We start from the raw sequence: 16324 nt of genomic DNA, 5'->3' as shown, positions 1-16324 counted from the left end.
CAGAATGGCGGCCGGCGCTGGCTCCCGTTTTAAATCGGCTAAGCGGTGACGTCGACCCGTTGAGCAGCGCGCTGCCCTGATCCGGCTTGTGCTGATGGCTGTAGGAAGATCAGTGCCATTGCCATTTGATAGATCTCGCGATCGTCGGAATTGGCAGTCTGGAGATCCAGCTTGCCATCGGGCGTAAGGGCAACAATGCGATTCGTATGTCCATTACTGTCCATCAAGCGAAGGCGATGAATATCTCTGTCACCTTCTAGGCTGAGCAATTCGCCATTAGGTCCCTGAACGGTTTTTAAGGGGATAAAGCGTCCCATCTGATTGTCCTGAAGAGGATTGTGAGGACGGCGTCGGTAAGGCCGTTTTCCGAAACGAATGGGATCCATGATCGGGTGTTCTCCATCGTGTAAGAAGGGACTTCACACGGGCTGGCTACGGTTGACGCGCCTCGGCGTCGGTCAGCAGGGTCAGGGCTTGTCGGTAAAGTAAATCGGCATGGATTGGCATTTTCCAACCCGTCGGTAAATAGTAGCGGCCTCCCGCTTCGAATCCTTCCATGGCTTTGTGCTGGGCCCCAAGCGCTTGCTCAGGGGCCATGATATAAGCCCCTCGAAGCGAGAGGTTGGGCTTGAGCAGAAAATCCACGATGAGGTGCGGATTCTCGGGCAGAAGCCCTTCGGTTTTAATGCCAAATCCGCCCCACGGCGACAGCCAGACGAGTGCTGCGGACCTGCCATTTTTTTGTGCGCTCAGGAGCGTTTCTTTCCCCTGCATCCTAAGCGCGTCCGCCGGGCGATAACGCTTTTTGAGCGCCTGAATCAGCGCCTCTACATCTGCCGGTGGCTCTGAGAGGCGAGTCTCATAGATGCGGGGCGTTGCAAGCGTCGAATTGCTCTTAAAGCGAATGGCAGAAACCATGGGTCAGTACAGCCTCTCTGTAGGGATAGGAGGATTGAAAATTACAAATATAACAAACGCGCGCCCCTGGCAAAGGACACGAAAGGCAATTTTATGAATTCTGGCGCGTTGTTTTTGGTTTGAAAAGACAACCTCAGGAGACACATGGCCATGAAACCTATCGCCGGGCCGCGCTTTGGCGGGTTCTCGATTGAGAAGCCTTCTGATAGAATCCCCTATATCCAGTTGCCTATAGCGGTTAGAAACCTCCCGGTTTTTGCAACGGGGCAAGATTGCGACGTCTATGATCGCCTTGTCAAGGCTCGCCTGCAGGCTCATAGACAGGAACAGAGTGATTCGAGAGTTATCGAGGAAATTAATGATAGACTCGACAAAGAATTGCAAAGGCTCGCTCAAAAGGCTTTGGAGTGGTTGAACACCCGCCACGCAAAAAACTCATGACCGCCGCTCCCCATACGTCGCAAGACTGGCTCGCAATCCTGGACGCGGAAGGCGTTGGGGGGTTTAATGCGCGTCGTCAGGCGATGGGCTATGAATACCTTGAATTGTCCGATCTGGATCTGTCGCATCGCGATTTGTCGGGCATCAATCTCAGCAATGCCCGTCTGCGCGACGTCTCGCTGGATTACGCCTATCTGGCCGAATCGCGCCTGATTCTGGCGGATATTCGCAACGCCTCGTGCCGCGAAACCGATTTTTATATGGCGATGATGGACGAATCTGAGTGGGTGGATTGCGACTGCGCGGGGGCGAATTTTCAGGCCGGGGGGCTGGCGGATGCGTCGTTTACACGCGTTCGCGCAATGGGCGCGCGTTTTCAGGATGCGGATCTGTCGGATGCGATTCTGGATGATTGCGATCTCGACGACGCGGATTTTACCGGCGCCTCGCTGCCGGGAACGGATCTAAGCAAGGCGCGCGCGCCATGGGCAATTTTTGACGACTGTCGCAACGATGAACGGACCCGCTGGGCGCCTTCGGCAGACGTTGTGTAACGCTTTGTAAGTATTTCTTCAGTTGGCGGTGCGCGTGTCGACATGTCTTATAGCTCGCTGCATACGCATAGAAGGTTTGTTGGGATGACGTCGTTTCGCAGTCATGGTCAATCGCTCAGTGAATACGGGTTAATTCTGGCGTTGGTCGTGCTGGTGGCCGTCGGCGGTCTGATTTCCTTCGCCCCGGATCTGCTGAACGTCTTGGGCATCATGGGCGGCAGCATTATGGGAACGGGCTCTGTTGCGGGTTCTTCGTCGGGCGGCTCAGGAGGGTCCTCGCCGGTGGTTTCGCCGGTGACGGGAACCACCACGGTGGAAATCAAGCTCAGCGACGGTAGCGTCATCGCCGTGCCGAACTACCCGGCGAGTGCGGCGCAAGCCATTGAAACGGCCGGCGTCAATGGCGCCACGAATCTCTATGTCAGCGCCTTGCGCGATATGATTGATCAATTGGTCGCAACCGGTGAAGTAGATGCGACTCAGGCCGCTTTTTTGACGCAACTGGCCAATCAAAGCCACTCGCTGGCAGAAGAACAGAAATATCTGGAGTCCAACTGCTTCACCAGTACGTTTATTGCCGCTAACGTTGGCAGCTTGCCCTCGTGCGCTTCCTCTGGCACGGGCGGCGACATCCCGCCGACGCTTCGTCAGCAGTTTCAGGACGCCGCAATGCTGTATTATACGAGCGGCTATAACCCGCCGCCGACCTCGGTCGATGTGTTCAGATTTCTCTACGATCGTCATTCCAACAATTTGTCTACCATTCTGATGTCGGCCCCATCGGGAACGGTGCTGGAGCAACTGAGCGCCGTGGGCTCGGCGAATCCCTCGCTGGTGTCCGCCCAGCCGCAAACGGGCGTGATCAGCGCAGTGGATCAGTCTGGCAATCCCATGCCGTTACCCTATACCAAAGCGCCGTCTCAGGCGGTTCTGGTGTATGACCAATATCAACAGGCGCTGGCCAACGGATCATTAACCAACCCTGCCGTTAAAACGGTCGTGGATCACCTGGTCAATCAGATTTTGACCATGGATATGCGCTTGGGCAATGCAATTCAACAATACACGACGGATGTCACCACTCAAAACAACGTATTGCTGTCCGGCGGTACGCCCACGGCAATCGACTTGGCGCCGTATACGCAGATTAAGGTATCCTCGCCCACGCATTCAAACGCCAGCGATATCTGCACCACCGGTCAAGGGACGGATTCTGGCGTGCAGTGCGCCGGATAGGGGTTCGCATTTAATAAGCCCTGCCGATGTGAATAAACGCGCGCCGCCAAGCGTTAATTCATCCTTAAGCGCGGCGCGCAGGATAGGCGAATCCGCTATGATGAAAGCGAGGAGACGCCCCAGGCGTCATCTCTCTGAATCTCTTTAAAATAAGAGGCTGGACCCTGCGCTAAAGCGAGAGAGCGTTTGCCATGATGATTGATCCCAACCAATGCACCGCGCAAGCGCAGCAGGCGCTTGCCAGCGCCCATGACATTCTGGCGCGCTATCAGCAAAACCAGCTCGACAATGAGCATCTGCTGCTGGCGCTGCTCGAAGACGAGAAGGGGTTGATGCGCCAGACGCTTGCGCAACTCAAAATTGACCCCAAGCCCCTAATTGCCCAAACCGAATCGGTGATTGCCTCGCGGCCCCGCGCGGGCGTTTCGTCTCTCGAATCGGGCTCTGTTTACGTGACGCCGCGATTCAAGAAGCTGTTTGACGCCGCAGGCGAGCAGGCGCGTCGCCTGAAAGACGACTACGTGGGCGTTGAGCATTTTTGGCTGGCTATCATCGACGACGGCGGCGAACTGACGCGGGCTTTCGCTCAGGCGGGATTGACGCGCGAGCGATTGCTCAAGGCGTTAAAAGAAATTCGCGGGGCGCATCGCGTCGATAGTCCTCATGCGGAGTCTAACTATCAGGCGCTGGCGCGCTATGCGCGTGATCTCACTGAAGCGGCGGCCAGTGGCAAGCTCGATCCGGTGATTGGGCGCCAGGAAGAAATCCGTCGCGTGGTGCAGGTGCTCAGCCGCCGGACCAAAAATAATCCCTGTCTGATTGGCGAGCCTGGCGTCGGCAAAACGGCTATTGTGGAGGGGCTTGCCCAGCGCATCGTTCAGGGCGACGTGCCGGAAAACCTCAAGAATCGCCGTCTGATGGCGCTCGATATGGGCGCGTTGATTGCAGGCGCAAAGTTTCGCGGTGAGTTTGAAGAACGCCTGAAGTCCGTGCTGAAAGAAGTGCAAGCCGCCAGCGGCGAGGTCATTTTATTTATTGACGAGCTGCATACGGTGGTCGGGGCCGGGGCGAGCGATGGCGCAATGGACGCCAGCAACCTGCTCAAGCCGATGTTGGCGCGAGGCGAGCTGCATTGCGTCGGCGCAACGACGATCAGCGAATATCGCAAATACATCGAGAAGGATGCGGCTCTTGAGCGACGTTTCCAGCCGGTAATGGTCAGCGAACCTTCTGTCAGTGAGACGGTCAGCATCCTGCGCGGACTTAAAGGGCGATACGAGGTGCATCATGGGGTGCGCATCAAAGATTCCGCCATTATTGCCGCAGCCAATTTGTCGCATCGCTACATCCGCGATCGGTTTTTGCCTGATAAAGCCATCGATCTCATTGATGAGGCGGCTTCCAAGGCTCGCATGGAAATCGATTCGATGCCCATCGAGCTGGACACGGCCTCGCGCCAGTTGATTCAACTGGAAATTGAGCTGGAAGCGCTGAAAAAAGAACACGATGACGCTTCGCGCGCGCGGATGCAGCGCGTACAAGGCGAGATTGAAAACCTGCGCGCGTCTCGCGATGAGATTCAGGCGCGCTGGGAGCGAGAGAAATCGTCTGTGCAGGAGTTGCAGCGCCTTAAAGAAGCGCTGGAGCAGACGCAGCTAGAAATTGAACAGGCGGAGAGAAACGCCGATCTGGCTCAGGCGGCGGCGCTGAAGTATGGACGTCTGCCCGAGTTGCAACGCGAATTACGCGATCTGGAATCTGGCGGCGCCAATGGAACGGGCGAAGACGGCCGTCTGGTCAACGAAGAAATTGGCGAGAACGAAATCGCCGACGTCGTCAGCCGCTGGACGGGCGTGCCCGTGGCCCGGCTGGTCGAAAGCGAAATTACCAAGCTCCTTCGGATGGAAGCGTTTCTGCATCAGCGGATTATCGGCCAGGATGAGGCGGTCAGCGCGGTGTCGCAGGCCGTGCGTCGCGCCCGCGCGGGGTTAGGCGACGAATCGCGGCCCATGGGCTCGTTTATGTTTCTCGGGCCTACGGGTGTCGGTAAAACCGAGTTGGTGAAGGCGCTCGCCGAGTTTTTATTCAACGATGAATCGGCCGTGGTGCGCATCGATATGTCGGAATACATGGAAAAGCACGCCGTCGCGCGCCTCATTGGCGCGCCTCCCGGTTATGTTGGCTACGACGAGGGTGGCCAACTCACCGAGGCGGTGCGTCGTCGCCCCTACAGCGTTGTGCTGTTCGACGAAATTGAAAAAGCGCATCCGGATGTTTTTAATGCCCTGCTGCAATTGCTCGATGATGGTCGGCTGACGGATTCCAAGGGGCGGACCGTGGATTTTCGCAATACGCTGGTGATTCTCACCAGCAATATCGGAAGCCAGACGATTCTGGCGCATCGCGCAGAACTGTCGCTGGGCGGATCGCAAGGGCTGGAGCGCTTAAAAGAGCGCGTGTTTGACGAACTCAAGGCGCATTTTCGCCCGGAATTTCTGAATCGCATCGATGATATCGTCTTTTTTGAGGCCCTGACGCCGCAGCATCTCGCCCAGATTGTGGACATCCAGTTGGGGCAGCTCCGTCAGCGTCTGGAATCGCGTCATATCACGCTGACGATGAGCGATGACGCCAAAGAGCAGCTTGCCGCCCAAGGCTTCGATCCGGTCTATGGCGCGCGTCCGCTGAGACGCGTGATTCGCCGCGCGATCGAAAATCCGCTGGCGGCGCACCTGCTGCAAGGGACGTTTTCCGACGGCGACGCCATTGGGGTTGAGGTTGGCCTGGATGCCGCAGAGCCGTTTGTGTTTCGCCGGCTACGCCCTCACGAGCCCACGCCAACATCTGGCGGGGACAGCGGTAATCCGTTTACGGGCGTTTCCTCTGGCCCGCCGCCGATGTAAGGGCGCGTCTGCCCGCTTTTGGCATGGGACGCGCGCCGAATTTTTATTTTTCAGGGCGACTTATTGGCCAGAAATTTAATGAGCGCCGAGCGCGGGAGGCCCTTCTTCGCAATGGGTTTCCGGCGCTTCATGAACGCGTTGCAGTAACAGCGCGGAAATCAGCACCGAGATGCCGCCTATCACAAAGGCAACGCCTTCGTTGCCGCCTGCAAAGCGCGAAATAATCTGCCCGACCAGCAAGGTGCACAATACGCCCGGCGCAGCGATAAAGATGTTGAACGTTCCCATCAGCAGGCCTTCCTTGCCCTTGGGCATATGATCGGTGAGCAGGGCAAACGGAATCGAGAGCGTCGTCGCCCAGCCAAAGCCAATGCACGCCATGGCGATCATTGCCTGTATCGGCGTGCTGATGAAGTTAAGCGCGATGAAACTGACGGCCATCAGTACCAGCGCCGCCGTATGCGTGGCCTTTTTCGAGAAACGCCGACACAATTGACTAATGCCGAAGGAGACGACAAAACACGACAAATTAAGCGCCGTTTGGCAGGAAGCCGCCCACCGAACGCCGTCATTATAGAGGTCTGTGCCGGGCGTGGCATGGAAAATCTGCTTGGGGATGAAGACCGAGAAGAAGATGAACAGACACATCAGCCCAAACCACGTAAAGCTATGCGCCACGCACAGCTTGAGGGCTTCTTTGGGCATGCGCGGAATTGCCATCAGAGTTTCGCCTAAAATCCCGGTGATAGCGCCTATCGCAGATTTCTGCCCGTTGGGGTGAACGACGGGATCCTTGTCGGTCGGGCGTTCGCGGGTGGTGAGCGCCGTCCAGCCGAGCGCGATCAGAATGGCGGCGGCTCCGAGATAAAATACCAGTTGCGGCACGGCGATTTGAGAGGCGATAAACGTCGACACTACGGCTCCCAGGCCAATGGTCAAGCTCATTAACGAATACGCCGTCGTTTGCTGCGCGCGCGGAACAACGTCCGGCACCAGCGCACGATACGGGCCTTGGGTCAGGTTGATGCTGGCGTCCAGTACCCAGAGCCAGATCGCCGCTACCAGTAAATTGGGAGAATGGGGCATGCAAATGAGCGCAATGGCTGTGGTTAGCGCGCCTAGGAGCAGGAAGGGCCGTCGCCGTCCCAGACGACTGCGCAGATTATCGCTCAGGACGCCGACAATCGGTTGCACCAATACGCCGGTGACCGGTCCGGCTGCCCAAATTAACCCGGTGAGCCACGCCTGCGAGCCCATGCTTTCCAGTAAAGGGCTGACTTGCGTCATCTGAACCGCCCAGACGAACTGAATCCCTAAAAATCCCACGCTGATGTTAATGGGCAGCGCCAATTGTCGGATTCCGCCGGGCGCAACGCCCGCCGTGGGCACAATGGGGGCCGAAACAGAAGAGGCCTCCGGGGAAGAAATATTTTCAGCAGAAGAGGGAATCGTGACGGAATCGGACATCGCAGGCGCTCGCCTCCCAAATTGTCTGAATTTTCTAAAAACTTGGATTAACCACAGTAAACTATCGTAAAACAGGCTCAAAGACAGGCCATTATAACAAGAACATACAAGACACAAAGCTTTGGCCCGGCGCCCATGGCCGCGCGGGGCGTTAAAACCTGTTGAATAGCCCCGTCATTGAATTCCGTGGGCGCGCAGTCTACAATAGACGGCGAGATGACCGACGCGAGTTCCCCCAAACCCCTCACCTGCCGCTCTTTATCGCGCAAGAAGGAGCGGGGCGAAAAAATCGTGGCGCTGACGGCTTACGATTACGCCACCGCGCGCCTGCTGGATGCAACCGGCTCGGTGGACCTGCTACTGGTGGGCGATTCGCTGGCCATGACGGTCCTAGGGCATCGTGATACGTTGAGCGTGACGATGGATGAGATGGCCCATCACGTCAAAGCGGTGACGCGCGGCGCTCAGCGCGCGGTGGTGGTGGCGGACATGCCGTTTCTGAGTTATGGCGTGGATTTGGCCGAAGGCGTGCGTCATGCGGGACGCTTTATTCAGGAATGCCGCGCTCAGGCCGTCAAGGTTGAAGGCGCCAGTTCGCCGGTAGTGGCCTTAATTGAACGCCTGGTGTCATTGGGCGTTCCTGTGGTGGGGCATTTAGGGTTTACGCCGCAGTTTATTCACGCCTTGGGCGGCCCTCGCGCGCAAGGCCGCTCCGTGGAAGCCGCCAGCCGTTTGCGCGAGGACGCGATGCGCTTGCAGGCCGCCGGCGCCTTTGCCCTCGTACTGGAAATGACGCCGCCGCCGGTGGCGCGTTGGATCGCCGCGCGATTGACGATTCCCGTAATCGGCATTGGGTCGGGCGCGGGGTGCGACGGGCAGATTCTGGTGATAGACGATTTGTTGGGCCGTTTTCCCGATTTTCATCCCCGATTCGCGAGGCAATATGCGCCGCTGGGCGAAATGACGCAAGACGCCGCCCGTCGTTTCGCTGCCGATGTCGCGGGCGGCGATTTCCCTGATGAGCAGGTCGAAGCCTACCCCCTGACGTCGCAGGAAGCTGCCGATCTTGCGGCGTTGCTGGCTGCGGAATAAGCCGGATCGCTTAAGCGCAGCTTGATGATGGCGCGGATATTAGGCGCGATCGTTTTGAGAGACGGGCAGATGGGCGTAAACGGCGGCGTAAATGCCGGGTTGCGCGCGCAAGGCGGCCAGCGTGGCATCATCCACAGGGCCGTCGAGGCTGAAAATCATCAATGATTCGCCGCCCGCCGTGCGCGTGCCCTGGCGGCGAGCGACCTGCATGGCGCTGATGTTGATGTGTTGCGCGCCCAGAAGAGAAGCCGTCATGCCGACCATCCCCGGTCGATCTTCGTGAGGGGTAAACAGCACATGCTCGGTGGGAGCAAGCGATACGGCGTATTCGTCGACATCCACGATGCGATACGCGTCGCCATGCAGGTGCGTGGCGGCCACGCGATAGGCGCGTCTATCCGTGGTCAGCGTTACTTCGAGCAGATTTTGGTAGCTGTCGAGCGTTTTGACGCTGGATTGCTTGAGCGCAACGCCGGATTCTTCGGCGATAAGAGGCGCATTGACGTAATTCACGCCCTCGCGGCTTTGCGAGAGCAGCCCTTTAAGGGCGGCCAGCATCAGGGGGGCCGTATCCAGAGACGCCAACGCGGCGCCTTTGGCAGTCAGTTCGACGGATTGCGCGCCGCCTTTGGCGATTTGACGCGCGAGCGCGCCCAGGGTTTCTGCCATGGGCATCAAATGCTTGACGGGATCCAGCGCTTCTTTTCGCAGCATCGGGATGTTGACGGCATTTTGCGCAAATCCTTCACGGAAGAAATCGCGCAATTGCTTGGCGACGTCCAACGCGACGTTAATTTGCGCTTCTTCCGTGCTGGCGCCCAGATGCGGGGTGAGCACCACGCGCGAGCCCAGCGTCAGAAGCGGGCAATCGGCGGGGGCGGGCTCTGCGGAAAACACATCAATGGCCGCCGCCGCCACATGACCGTTGCGAATGGCCTCGGCCAGATCGGCTTCGTTGATAATGCCGCCGCGCGCGCAATTGATAATGCGGACGCCGGGTTTACACTGCGCCAGCGTCTGGGCGTTGAGCAGGTTGAGGGTTTCGCGCGTTTTGGGCGCATGGATGGTAATGAAATCGGATTCGCGCCAGATGTCGTCCAGCGTAACGATTTTGACGCCCAATTCGTCGGCGCGCGTGGCGGCCAGAAACGGATCATGGACCAGCACGCGCATCCCCAGCGCGCGACAGACCTTGGCGACGCGCGCCCCGATTTTTCCCAAACCAATGACGCCCAAGGTTTTACCTGCGAGTTCGACGCCGGTGAGCTGGCTGCGCTTCCATTCGCCTGTTTTCATTGAGGCGTCGGCTTCTGGGATATGGCGGGCCAGCGACATCAACAGCCCCACGGTATGCTCGGACGCAGCAATCGTATTGCCTTCGGGTGAGTTCACCACAATGACGCCATGGTGAGTGGCTTGCGGCAGATCGATATTATCGACGCCCACGCCGGCGCGCCCCACGATTTTCAGGCGTCCGGCGACGGCCAGCGCATCGGCGGACACGCGGGAGGCGCTGCGGATCATCAAGCCGTCGAAGTCGCCGATACAGGCCAGTAGCGCCTCATGGGAGAGAGATTTCTCGAATGTGACGTCGGCGACGTCTTCGAGAATTGCCACCGCTGAGGGGTGAATGTTATCGGTGACCAAAACGCGCGGCTTACCAGCCATGCTATGAGGGGCCGTTTGCGAATGGGGGGAGGGGGCAGACGCCATGGGGTCGGGATCCTTCCTGTTCTTAGCCGGGACCAGGCGCGCGCCTGCGGCTCAATTCAGGCGGATTATACCCAAAAACGTCCGCGTCTTCGAGACGGGGCGCGTTCTGATTCAGTGCGTGATCCGGTTCACGATTCGCTCCAACTCCCCAATGGCGATTTCAATATAATGAACCCGCGTCAGGATTTGGTCGAGAGCTTTCCCCCGCTGCTCCTCAGTGAGCCTTTGACTGTTCATGACGGTCTCCAGACGATTGGATTCTTTGATCAAATCGCCGTGCGCTTGCTCGAGCAAGGGACCTGCCGTCCATTCTTTTTGAGCGCGCCAGCCGTCCGCATGAATGAGAACAGGATAACGCCGAATCTTTACTGAGGTGGACGCGAGCCCGAAGCGGACGGGCGTAGAGGTCCAATAAGGATCTGGCCAGGAGGATCGCATGACGTTCATAAGTCATGAGAAAAACAGCGTATGGAACGAAATTGCGCGCGGTCGTCTACGTCAACAGCGCGTCCAGTCCGTAGGTCAGACCGTTGAGCGCGCCGACGCGTTTGACGGCCAGCGCTACGCCCGGCATAAAGCAGGCGCGATCAAAACTGTCATGACGCAGCGTCAGTAATTCGCCCGCCGCGCCGAAAATCGCTTCCTGATGCGCCACCAGACCCGGCAGGCGCACGCTGTGGATGCGAATGCCTGCGGCTCCCTGAGCGCCCCGCGCGCCTGCGATGGTCTCGGTTTCAGGCGCGTTGTCGGCCCCAAACGTCTGCAGGCCGCGCGCCGCCAGCCCCTCTTGCATCTTGAGCGCGGTTTTTACCGCTGTCCCGCTGGGCGCGTCCGCCTTCTGGTTGTGATGCAATTCGATGAGTTCGGCATGATCAAAATAGCGGGCGGCTTCTTGCGCAAATTTCATGAGCAGCACGGCCCCGATAGCGAAATTGGGAACGACCATCCCGCCGATGCCAGCCGTCTGTAAGGCGTGAGCGATGGTTTGTAAATCATCCGGGGAGAGGCCTGTGGTGCCGATCACCGGACGGCAGCCCGACTCAATAATCGTGAGCGCATTGGTGAGCGCGGCTTGCGGTCGGGTGAAATCAACGCAGACGTCTGCTTGCGATTCGGCCAGCGCCGCGCGTAAATCCGGGCGAATGACCTGGCCGCAAGGCTGCGTCAAGCCCGCGATGAGGGCGGCGTCTTCGCCCGCATGATGCGTATCTACCGCTGCCGCCAGCGTCAGCGCCGGATCGGCCAAGACGGTTTTGACCACTTCGCGACCCATTTTGCCTGCGGCGCCTGATACCACCACGCGAATCGGGGGGGCGGGGGAGGAGGGGTTATTCAAGGCCATGGGGGTGATCTCCGGGGGCTTCTTCGGGATGTTCTTCTGGAAAGGCGTCAGTCGGGCTTGGCAACAACCCCTTGGGTAGCGAGGCGTCGGCGCTGGCAGGCGCGCGAAGAGACTGGCGCAGGGCGGAATGTGAGCGCTGCCAAGCGTCGTTTCCACGATGGAACGTTACCTGATTCAACCACTGTAAATTCACGGCGTCTATCGTGGGGACTTTTTCAAGAATAATCGGGATCAATGACGTCAACCGCGCCAGCCGTCGCGGCGCCGTCACATCCAGAGCGCCCAGGTTGACCTTCACTTGCGAAAACATCAACATCGTTTGTTGCGGATTGCGAAAATCAATCCACTCAAACGTTAAGCCGGTCATGCCGCGCGCAATTTCGGCAATTTCCGCCAATCGGCGGGACTCGGCGCGCGGTAGTCGCTGGCCGGGATTGACGTAAATCCGTAACAGACCTCTCTGTGGAAAGGCGGCAACCGCCCGTTGATAGGGCGCCAGGGAGAGAACGTCGGCGTCATACGTAATAACGGCGCTGGGACGCGTTGAGATGACATCCGTGTAAACTTGCGCCAATAGGGGTTTTTCTGACACCGTCAGGGTTAAGCGCGCCGGAAATAGCGCGCGGCGAACAACGGCCCGATCCAGAATCGGGTAGCGGCGTTTAAGCCATTTTTCCAACGCCTGCGGATCAATTTGGGTGATGGGAAGGCCTTTGAGCGCGCCGACGGCGGGCGCAATCGCATCGCTGGCGATCAGATGCGCGTTTTCTACCCGGATGCGCGGCGCATCCATTGCCCAGAAGGAGGCGGTGGCGAACTGCCACAACGTAAAACAGAGCAGCAGCAGAAAGCACAGTTTGACCAGAAATCGCAGCCGGGAGCACATCACCAGAATGCGTTTCCGTTTGCGTCGCGCCTGAAGATAGGCTTGTTGACGTCCGCGGGCGCGGTTTACGTCTTGAGCGCGCTTGCCTGCGGGAATTTTTCCGATTGGTTTCGGGCGCGAACCCCGGGATTTTTCAGGCGGCGTCGGCGCGCGTAAACGGCCCGGCAAGGCTTTGGCGACGGGCTTTGCGCGTAAGGCTCGCGAACGGGGGGGCTTGCGCTTCATCGCGGGTGTTGGGCCGTCATTAGAATGATTTCTACCAGCGCGTCATAGCCGATGCCCATGGCGTGAGCCTGTGCAGGCAGGTCGCTTAAAGAGGTCATGCCGGGAATGGTATTGACTTCCAGAAGATAAAACCGCAATTGGTCGTCCACCACCACGTCTGTTCGTGAGACGCCATGGCAGCCCAGCGCCCGATGGGCCGCCAGCGCGGCTTGCTGCAGCCGCTCGCTTGCCTCGGGCGGCAGTTCAGCCGGCAGGATGAATTCAGTTTTACCCTCTGTGTACTTGGCTTCGTAATCATACCAGCCTGAGGGCGTACGAAGTTCCAGAACCGGCAGCGCGGTGGGCGCGCCTTCAATGTCGATGACGCCGATCGTCATGGAACGGCCTTCGACGTATTGTTCGATCATTGCTACGCGGGCTTTGCTGGCGGCCAGCTCCAGCGCGCCGCCCAGGTCTTCGATGCGTTCTATCCGGCTCATGCCAACGCTGGAGCCCTCGTTAATGGGTTTTACCATGGCTGGCAACGGGCATCGGGTCTCAACAGCTTTTAGCGCCGCCTGAGCGCCGGCGGTGAGTCGGACGGTGAGTGAGGGCAGTACGGGCAGCCCGGCTTGCATCAACAGGCGCTTGGTGAGGTCTTTATCCATGGCCAGAGCGCTGGCGGCAATGCCGCAACCGGTGTAGGGGATGCCCAGAATCTCCAGCATCCCCTGAATCGCGCCATCTTCGCCGTAGCGGCCGTGAAGGGCCAGAAACGCGATCTCTGCGTCTTCCTGCAAAAGGCGCTCGGCAATGCGGCGATCAACGTCTATCAGGACCGTGCGGTGATACCCAAGGCGCAGTAAAGCGTCATAACAGTTTTGTCCCGAGCGCAGCGACACGTCCCGTTCGGAAGACAGTCCGCCGCATAGCACCGCGATACGGGCGTCATGGGTGATTTCAGCCGTCATGACCGTGCGTCTCCTGAGATATTCCTGATAAGAGATTCCTGTTGGGCGTCGGCTCCGATCGGCGATAAGCGCCTCTCGCCAGATTCGTTACGCGATGGATTTGTTACGCAGTCAAGGCCGCCCATAAATCCGCCTCTTGCGGCGTTGCGTCGCCGATAAACTCATTTTCGGGCCGGACGTCAACGCCATACGCCGATTTTATAGCGCGTTTCATCCGCATCATCAAGCGTAACACGTCGCTTGACGTTCCATTTGCGACATTCACGATGAAATTTGCATGCAGGGGGCTGACCCGAACCCCGCCTTCATGCCACGACCTGGCTCCGAGTTCATCGAGCATGCGTCCGGCCGTCAGATGCGCATTGGCAGCGTCTTTCGAGAAGGGGTTTCGAAAAACGCTGCCACCGTTGGGCTCGGTAGGATGATGCGTTTTTCGGAACGAGACGTTGGTTTCCATCTGGGCGCGAATCGCGGCAGGGTCTCCTGCCTCAAAAACAAGCGTTGCTTCGAGAACGACGCGCAACGGCGCAGGCGCTTGCAGCGCGCTGTGTCGGTACGCGTACTGCAGGGGTTCGCGTGGCCAGCGGGTGATCTCTCCCGACCCGGCGTCAAACAGCAAGACGCTGTCAATGACTGATGCGGTTTCTTGCCCCATGGCTCCAGCGTTCATACGCGCTGCGCCGCCGATTGTTGCGGGAATGCCAATCATGAATTCCGCGCCCGTCCAGCCTTGCGCTTCGGCCATGGTGGCGATTCGTGCCAGATGGACGCCCGCGCCTGCGATGAGGCGTCTGCTCTCTGGCTCGACGCGCGTGTGGGCTAGTTTTCGCGTCACCAGCGTCACGCCGCGAATGCCAGCGGAGGCGACAATGACGTTGCTGCCCCAGCCTAAAATCGTGACGGGCGCGCCTTGCGTAAGCGCTTGTCGCAAAACCTCTGCGGCCTGCTCGGGAGTTTCGGGCTGATGTAAATTGTCAATCGGCCCGCCCACGCGATATGTCGTAAACGCGGCGGCTTGGCCCGGCGCGCCGCAGGTCGTTACGTCCACGGCCAGCCGCGCAAGGCATGCGTGATATCGCCTGCGCCCATCGTCATAATCAAATCATCCCGGCTGCCTTCGGCTTGTAACTGCACGCGCAGGGCGTTCCAATCACGCCCGGGCCAGTAGCGAATTTCTGCCTGTATGCCTGCCTGGCGAAGGGCGGCGCAAAACGCGCGGCTGTCGATGCCGGCAATGGGGTCTTCGCTAGCAGCGTACACATCGCATACGTACAGGACGTCTGCGCCGTCAAACGCCTGAAGGAACTCGTCCCAAAAGGTTTTAAGGCGAGTGTAACGATGAGGCTGGAAAATTACAATCAGCCGTCCGGCGCTGCGGGCGAGCCAGTCGCGGCCTGCTCGGGTCATGGCGAGCGTTTCGGTTGGATGATGCGCATAGTCGTCTACCAAAACGCCGAAAGGGGTTTCTGCCAGCCGCTCAAAGCGTCTGCCCATTCCGCTAAACGCATTCAACGCCTGCGTGATAGGCGTCAGCGACAATCCCAGCTGGTCGCTGATTGCCAGAGCCGCCATCGCGTTAAAAAGTTGATGCGCGCCGGGAATGGCCATCTGGAGCGTCGCCAGCGGGTCGCCATTTTTCAGAACGATGCCGCCGTAACAGCCATGCGTATCGGTCGATGGCGTCTGAATGGCATAGCGAAGCGTTTGTGGAAATCGCTGGAAAAAGACGCTTAAATCAGACGTCTCGGGCGTTGAGGCGTCTGGAAACAGCGCAACCGGACGCTTGTCGTGTCCTTGAAGATACTGTGAGACGACCGCCACTGTTTGCGCGCAGGCAGCGTTAAAATAAAGGAACGCGCCTGGGGGCAACGCGGCGACAAAATCGCCGAAAAGGGCCGCTACTTGAGGAAGGCCGCCGGTAAAATGATCGGCGTGATCGAGTTCGATATTAAGCAGGACAGCATGCGTGGGCTGATAACGCGTGAGCGAACCATCGCTCTCGTCCAATTCCGCGACAGCAATGCGTCGATGGGTCCCGGCCAGCGCGTTGGTCTGCCAGCCGGGCAATTTGCCGCCGACGATCACGGTGGGCTGTTGGCCCGCCGCCAGCAAGGAGACGGCGATCATCCCCGTGGCGCTGGTTTTTCCGTGCGCGCCTGCAACGCCAATGGTCTGGGCGCTCCCCATTGCCTCGCCATGCAGGATTTCGCGCAACAGGTCCGATCGATGAAAAATCGCTTGGCCTCGCTCCAGCGCGATGGCGACCTCCGGATTATCCCGACGAATCGCCGTTGACGCAATGACCGTCGCGTTGGCTGGGACGTTGGCTGACGCATGTCCAATGGCGATATGGGCGCCACTGTCGGAGAGCAAGCGGGTATTGGCATTTTCGGCAACATCTGACCCGCTGACCGGCAAGCCTGCCTCCAGCAATAACTTGGCCAGACCGCTCATCCCGATGCCGCCGATGCCGACAAAATGCGTCGGACGTTCGGGGCTGAGCGTCAGACGCGCCGCCGGCGCAGACGCGGAGATATCCAAAGAGCCGGAAGGCGCAGGCGGAGCCGTCATGAGCAATCGTTCCTGAGGAAGGGCGC

At 59.0% G+C, this 16324-nt stretch carries 15 protein-coding genes; 5 read left to right on the top strand and 10 right to left on the bottom strand.

The genetic code is table 11. The features are described from left to right. Positions 1-38: 38 nt before the first annotated feature. Complete coding sequence (locus IPK79_04200; protein MBK8189632.1) at positions 39-386, bottom strand: hypothetical protein; 348 nt, start codon at positions 384-386, stop codon at positions 39-41. Positions 387-432: 46 nt separating this feature from the next. Then, the gene (locus IPK79_04195; protein ID MBK8189631.1) at positions 433-918 is read right to left on the bottom strand and encodes a hypothetical protein; all 486 of its coding nucleotides are present in this window, start codon (positions 916-918) and stop codon (positions 433-435) included. A gap of 150 nt (positions 919-1068) precedes the next feature. On the opposite strand from IPK79_04195, the gene IPK79_04190 reads away from it, so the two are divergent. From IPK79_04190 to clpB, 4 genes are all read left to right on the top strand, one after another. Then, positions 1069-1359, top strand: a complete 291-nt coding sequence (locus IPK79_04190) for a hypothetical protein (GenBank protein MBK8189630.1) — start codon at positions 1069-1071, stop codon at positions 1357-1359. After that, positions 1356-1913: a pentapeptide repeat-containing protein gene (locus tag IPK79_04185; GenBank protein ID MBK8189629.1), complete on the top strand. Its 558-nt coding sequence runs from the start codon at positions 1356-1358 to the stop codon at positions 1911-1913. Before IPK79_04190 ends, IPK79_04185 begins: the two co-directional genes overlap by 4 nt. 84 nt (positions 1914-1997) lie before the next feature. Then, a complete protein-coding gene (locus tag IPK79_04180; GenBank protein MBK8189628.1) occupies positions 1998-3149 on the top strand; it encodes a hypothetical protein in 1152 nt (383 codons plus the stop codon). 191 nt (positions 3150-3340) lie between these two features. Further along, complete coding sequence (gene clpB, locus IPK79_04175) at positions 3341-6052, top strand: ATP-dependent chaperone ClpB (GenBank protein ID MBK8189627.1); 2712 nt, start codon at positions 3341-3343, stop codon at positions 6050-6052. A gap of 75 nt (positions 6053-6127) precedes the next feature. Here the strand turns inward: clpB and IPK79_04170 are convergent, their stop codons facing one another. After that, positions 6128-7519 (bottom strand): MFS transporter, encoded by a 1392-nt coding sequence (locus IPK79_04170; protein MBK8189626.1) that lies wholly within the window; start codon positions 7517-7519, stop codon positions 6128-6130. A 216-nt stretch (positions 7520-7735) separates the two neighbouring features. Between IPK79_04170 and panB the strand changes: the two genes are divergently transcribed. Further along, the gene (gene panB / locus IPK79_04165; protein ID MBK8189625.1) at positions 7736-8611 is read left to right on the top strand and encodes a 3-methyl-2-oxobutanoate hydroxymethyltransferase; all 876 of its coding nucleotides are present in this window, start codon (positions 7736-7738) and stop codon (positions 8609-8611) included. A gap of 39 nt (positions 8612-8650) precedes the next feature. On the opposite strand, the gene IPK79_04160 is transcribed toward panB, so the two are convergent. The 7 genes from IPK79_04160 to murC form a co-directional block, all read right to left on the bottom strand. Next, positions 8651-10324: a phosphoglycerate dehydrogenase gene (locus IPK79_04160; protein ID MBK8189624.1), complete on the bottom strand. Its 1674-nt coding sequence runs from the start codon at positions 10322-10324 to the stop codon at positions 8651-8653. Positions 10325-10435: 111 nt separating this feature from the next. After that, complete coding sequence (locus IPK79_04155) at positions 10436-10762, bottom strand: hypothetical protein (protein ID MBK8189623.1); 327 nt, start codon at positions 10760-10762, stop codon at positions 10436-10438. Between the two features lie 55 nt (positions 10763-10817). After that, on the bottom strand, positions 10818-11666 hold the full coding sequence (locus tag IPK79_04150; protein MBK8189622.1) for a 4-hydroxy-tetrahydrodipicolinate reductase: 849 nt from the start codon (positions 11664-11666) through the stop codon (positions 10818-10820). Continuing rightward, a complete protein-coding gene (locus tag IPK79_04145) occupies positions 11653-12777 on the bottom strand; it encodes an FtsQ-type POTRA domain-containing protein (GenBank protein MBK8189621.1) in 1125 nt (374 codons plus the stop codon). The genes IPK79_04150 and IPK79_04145 overlap by 14 nt, the downstream gene beginning before the upstream one ends. After that, a complete protein-coding gene (locus IPK79_04140) occupies positions 12774-13727 on the bottom strand; it encodes a D-alanine--D-alanine ligase (GenBank protein MBK8189620.1) in 954 nt (317 codons plus the stop codon). Before IPK79_04140 ends, IPK79_04145 begins: the two co-directional genes overlap by 4 nt. Positions 13728-13830: 103 nt before the next feature. After that, positions 13831-14775, bottom strand: a complete 945-nt coding sequence (gene murB, locus IPK79_04135) for a UDP-N-acetylmuramate dehydrogenase (GenBank protein ID MBK8189619.1) — start codon at positions 14773-14775, stop codon at positions 13831-13833. Next, positions 14766-16298 (bottom strand): UDP-N-acetylmuramate--L-alanine ligase, encoded by a 1533-nt coding sequence (murC, locus tag IPK79_04130; GenBank protein ID MBK8189618.1) that lies wholly within the window; start codon positions 16296-16298, stop codon positions 14766-14768. The genes murB and murC overlap by 10 nt, the downstream gene beginning before the upstream one ends. Between the last annotated feature and the right edge of the window lie 26 nt (positions 16299-16324).

The sequence above is a fragment of the Vampirovibrionales bacterium genome (assembly GCA_016712355.1).
Classification (GTDB): Bacteria; Cyanobacteriota; Vampirovibrionia; order Vampirovibrionales; family Vampirovibrionaceae; genus JADJRF01.
This window is presented reverse-complemented; position numbering and strand designations above follow the sequence as displayed.